At 44.8% G+C, this 4,186-nt stretch carries 4 protein-coding genes, 1 tRNA gene, 1 pseudogene and 1 other annotated feature; of the genes and pseudogenes, 1 reads left to right on the forward strand and 5 read right to left on the reverse strand.

What is annotated here, in order from left to right; all coding sequences use genetic code 11:
• Positions 1-150: 150 nt before the first annotated feature.
• From ACIQZ3_RS10430 to ACIQZ3_RS10450, 5 genes are all read right to left on the reverse strand, one after another.
• Positions 151-226, reverse strand: a tRNA-Ile gene (locus ACIQZ3_RS10430).
• Positions 227-249: 23 nt separating this feature from the next.
• Complete coding sequence (locus tag ACIQZ3_RS10435; protein ID WP_397392884.1) at positions 250-630, reverse strand: hypothetical protein; 381 nt, start codon at positions 628-630, stop codon at positions 250-252.
• Between the two features lie 30 nt (positions 631-660).
• The gene (locus ACIQZ3_RS10440) at positions 661-2,802 is read right to left on the reverse strand and encodes a TonB-dependent receptor (RefSeq protein WP_397392886.1); all 2,142 of its coding nucleotides are present in this window, start codon (positions 2,800-2,802) and stop codon (positions 661-663) included.
• A 37-nt stretch (positions 2,803-2,839) separates the two neighbouring features.
• Positions 2,840-3,019 carry a hypothetical protein gene (locus ACIQZ3_RS10445; RefSeq protein ID WP_397392888.1) on the reverse strand — a complete coding sequence of 60 codons (180 nt, stop codon included), beginning with the start codon at positions 3,017-3,019 and terminating at the stop codon, positions 2,840-2,842.
• Between the two features lie 73 nt (positions 3,020-3,092).
• Positions 3,093-3,467, reverse strand: a complete 375-nt coding sequence (locus ACIQZ3_RS10450; protein WP_397392890.1) for a DUF2946 domain-containing protein — start codon at positions 3,465-3,467, stop codon at positions 3,093-3,095.
• A 262-nt stretch (positions 3,468-3,729) separates the two neighbouring features.
• Between ACIQZ3_RS10450 and ACIQZ3_RS10455 the strand changes: the two are divergent.
• A pseudogene (locus ACIQZ3_RS10455) lies at positions 3,730-4,186 on the forward strand (transposase); the annotation flags it as partial.
• Positions 4,011-4,127: a sequence feature (AL1L pseudoknot), on the forward strand. It overlaps the preceding pseudogene by 117 nt.

Here is a 4,186-nt window from a genome sequence, read left to right on the forward strand (position 1 = left end):
ATAGTTATCTTGATTAAATTGCAGTGGCGCAACATCGCTCTTAACCCATGTGCCTGATTGGGATGCGCATGAGGCAAGAATCAAGATTAAGGGAGCTAAATAGAGATTATGAAAACGCATATTGATACCAATACTTAATTTAATGATTCTTGGCGGGCCCTGCGTGACTCGAACACGCTACCAAAAGATTATGAGTCTTCTGCTCTACCAACTGAGCTAAGAGCCCAAGAAATTCATGATAGAAGGATTTTATCGATTATTTTGATGTTCTGCTCCAAGTGCTATACCTTGCACTAAATTCATGCGGGTAAATCCGTGATCTTCTAAGCAAGTTGGGCAAATAATGACGGTCGCTCCGTTTGCAATTGCCTGCTTGATCGCCATTTGCTCTTTAGAAATACTTCCTGATGAGGTCTCAACCCCAAGAAGGACCGCTTTGTCATTGAGATAAATCACCAGAGGAAAGCCATGCCCAAAATATTGCCGACCGGCATCTAATGCCATTGCCACCTTGACTGGATCATTAGTAGCAAGATTAATGTAAATAGGCTCTTTAGCCGCAAAAGTAGATAAAGGCAGAGAGATGACCGCTAGCGTGGCCACTATTCTGAAAACTCTAGAGATCATCATTTACCTTTTTCTTTTCTCTTAACTCGGTAGTTAGAACTTCATATTTGCTGAGACATAGAAAGTCCTACCCATGCCTGCTACCCCCGTACCCCAAGCTACGCCATTCATAGACATCGTCTTGCCTTGCCCTAAATAAGCGCCGCCTTGTGGCAATGCATAGAGTTTATTAAGCAAGTTCTCAATACCAAAGTTCACGCGATATTTTTTGTCATCATATGAAGAGCGCAGATTGAATAATGAATATCCACCAGTAGCAATCTCATTTCTAACGGTATTAAGATTCGTTTTTGCAGCTATGAACTGACCCTCAACAGTATTGGTCCAATTCGCACCTAAGTATTGTACAAATCCTAGTTTTCCATTCAACGGCATGATGTTGTAAAGATTGGTCCCAGCGGTTACGTTTTGCCCGCGGGTATATGAAGCTAAACCGGTCATCTGAAACTGACCTAGCTGAGGAAGCTTACCCAACATCACATTGCCTGATAAATCTAGGCCGTAAAGCTGGGCATCTTGATTTGCGTACTTGAGAACATTAAATTTGTTAACAGTACATGTTGTGTTACAAGTAGCGTCTATATAATTACTAACATAGGTGTAGTAAGGATTGGTCTTAAATCCCCATGATTCTTTATTTACGTCATGCCAATCGCTCGCAAAGCTGACGGTATTTGCCACCTCAGGTGCAAGCGTTACTTGCCCAACATAACCGTTACCATCACCTACGAAGTTATTCATGATTGCTGCCATTGGGGTGGTTGACCAAGAGTAACGCTCATAAAGATTGGGTGATCTCGTCTTACGTGAATAACCAGCTTCGTAGTTTTGATTGTTATCTGGCTTATATCTAGAAAGTGCAGTCAAATCCCAGTTGTAATCAGTTTGCTGATGCTGCTGTGCATTGAACGCATTTGCTTGAGATTGGTACATGGAGCTATAACCCTGCACATTACTCGCGTTTGCAGCAACCTGCTCAACCCGAACGCCACCTAGACCCATCCACTCTTTAGACCACTGCTGCTCAAGCTCGCTAAAAAGAGCGAAACGATTCCTGGTGCCGTTGTTAATATTTTGAAAAGTGTTTGGACTCATCATCATCCCAGTGCCAGAGGGTGGCCACCAGTCATTCAACTTATATCCCTGCCACTCGGTTCCCACTCTAGCTAGCTGAGTTTCGGAAATGGGTAAAGTGCCTTTGATGATGGCTCCATTGGTTGAGCTCGTTGCTAGCATTGGCATTGCTGGAGATGTTCTCGCTCCCGTGTTGTCGTCCATCTGATGGTTAACCATCTGGTTATAGGCCTGAGCTTCTAGTTTTCCCCAATCGTATTGTCCGGTGTACTTCAGGTTAAATTGTTCGCTTTGGTTCTTGGTCATATCCATACGCTGATTTGCATAACCCTCGAATGGAATAAATTGATAGCCAGCCTTAAATTCAACTAGGTGATTATCTTTTTGCCAAGCTAATGAAAGTTGCTGATTGGTAGCAATGTATTTAGTGGCACCAACTGTGCTTGGGGATATACCGTTCCCAGCTGGCTTAAAGTTGCCGCCCGCTGTGTAGTTCCCAGCTTTTACAGAATCAACAGTGTAATTGGCACTCAATTCATCAGTTGCTGCCGTGACATTCAGATTCCCACCAATGGCAGATGCATTGCTGCTGTACGAGGCGCCAACCTCACCTTGTGCAAGTGTCTCACCTTTATTAGCGAAAACGGGGGGAAGTGATTGCACGGACACTACACCGCCCAAGCTATCACCACCAGCACTCACTGGAGATAAACCAGTAATCACTTTGACGCTGCCGACATTAGATGGGCTGATATATGACAAGGGAGAGTTCATATGATTCGGGCAGGAAGACATCAAGTCCACACCATCAACCTTCGTTCTTACCCGATCGTCTGCTAGACCATGTATTGATGGCAGTCCAGAAACGCCCCCACCGGTGTACATACTGACACCAGGAATGTTAAGCAACATCGCTGCAGTATTTGGTGTGTTTACACGCGACTGATTGAGCTCTTTGCCTGTGAGTGTTGTTTGAGTGAGTGGCGCCTCCTGAATACCCGTCACAGTAAGGGTATCTAGATTAGGGGCGGTTTGACCGTATGCATTAGTGAGCATCAAAGATGCAACTAAGGCTATCGGCGTTACTTTTAATACGTTCATATTTACTCCAATATTTTTAATGGCTAATTAATTTGATTTATTTCTGAATGGGCGCAATTGGCGTGAGCACAAGCTCTGCGCTACCTAAGGGGGTATGGGTATAAATTGCGTTTGAAAGAATGAGATAGCTGGCATACAAGAGCCAAATTGCTATGCCCATGGCAATACCGATATAGACTCGCTTTAGGCGAGACGAAACTTTTTCAGATGAAAACATGTACTTCTCCATACAAGATTGCGGCAACTTGTTGTCGCCAATCGCATAGCTAGGCTATGCCCTAATTAATGAACTAGGCTTGTGTAGGAGGTGCTGTAGAAGGTGGAGCAAACCAAACAGCGAGTGGTTTGGGTGATTGATAAAAAAGCTTGGGAAATAAGGCAAATCCCTGAGGGGACTGAATATTTAAATTGGTATTAAATACGCTAGTAAGGTCGTCATGAGTTACGCAGTATGGACAAGGCTGAATGGAATCCGCTAGATCTGTTCGCTCATCATTCTGAACATCCATAAGCGATTTAGTGCCATCTGCTGCACAAATCTCCATTACAAAACCTTGGCCATGCTTAGCAAGCGATACAGCTTGAGAAACTGCTGGGGCAAGCGCACTCATTGCAACTGCTAGAGCAGCAATCCAGTGAATGAAGCGGTTTTTACGGAAATTCATGATCTGTGTGATTTTAAAACAAAAAGTTTTTTTACAGCCTAGGATTACCTTTACCCCGATAAAAATAGTCAATGTCTCCTGTTGGCCGGATTCTGACGGTCAGAAGCCTACAAATGGGCTGTTTTGAAAGGCTGTTATACCCAAATTAACTGCCGCTGGATTATTTGAGCAACCATCGACTAACAACCCAAACCACAGTAAAAACCTCATATTGAACCGCCCCGGCTTTAATGGAGGCTCTAACTTTTGAGAAGATAGAGTCATGAACAGCAAATCTAGTAAGTTTTCCCCTGAAGTACGCAAACGCACCGTTCAAATGGTTTGAGATCACCGTGGTGAGTATCCATCCCTGTGGGCGGCAATTGAATCGATTGCCGGTAAAACAGGATGTACAGCCCAAACCTTACGCAATTGGGTTCGCAAACATGAGGTTGATACCGGAGTGCGAGGTGGCATTACCAGTGATGAGCAGGCGCGGGTTAAAGCCTTAGAGCGTGAGGTTAAAGAGTTACGCCGTGCCAATGAGATCCTAAAGCTGGCGAGTGCTTTTTTTGCCCAGGCGGAACAGGGCCGCCATCTCAAGTCTTCAATACCTTTGTAGATCAATACCGCGATACCTATGGAGCTGAGCCCATCTGCAAAGTGCTGCAGATTGCTTCGTCGGGGTATTGGCGCTACGCCCAGCACAAACGCATACCCGATCTGCGCTGCGCCAGAGC

The organism is Polynucleobacter sp., assembly GCF_044342855.1.
Taxonomy (GTDB): Bacteria; Pseudomonadota; Gammaproteobacteria; order Burkholderiales; family Burkholderiaceae; genus Polynucleobacter.

Bases quoted from the DNA above. Each gene is read 5' to 3' on its own strand.
- ACIQZ3_RS10450 (WP_397392890.1), bottom strand. From the start codon at position 3,467: ATGAATTTCCGTAAAAACCGCTTCATTCACTGGATTGCTGCTCTAGCA.
- ACIQZ3_RS10435 (WP_397392884.1), bottom strand. From the start codon at position 630: ATGATGATCTCTAGAGTTTTCAGAATAGTGGCCACGCTAGCGGTCATC.
- ACIQZ3_RS10445 (WP_397392888.1), bottom strand. From the start codon at position 3,019: ATGTTTTCATCTGAAAAAGTTTCGTCTCGCCTAAAGCGAGTCTATATC.
- ACIQZ3_RS10440 (WP_397392886.1), bottom strand. From the start codon at position 2,802: ATGAACGTATTAAAAGTAACGCCGATAGCCTTAGTTGCATCTTTGATG.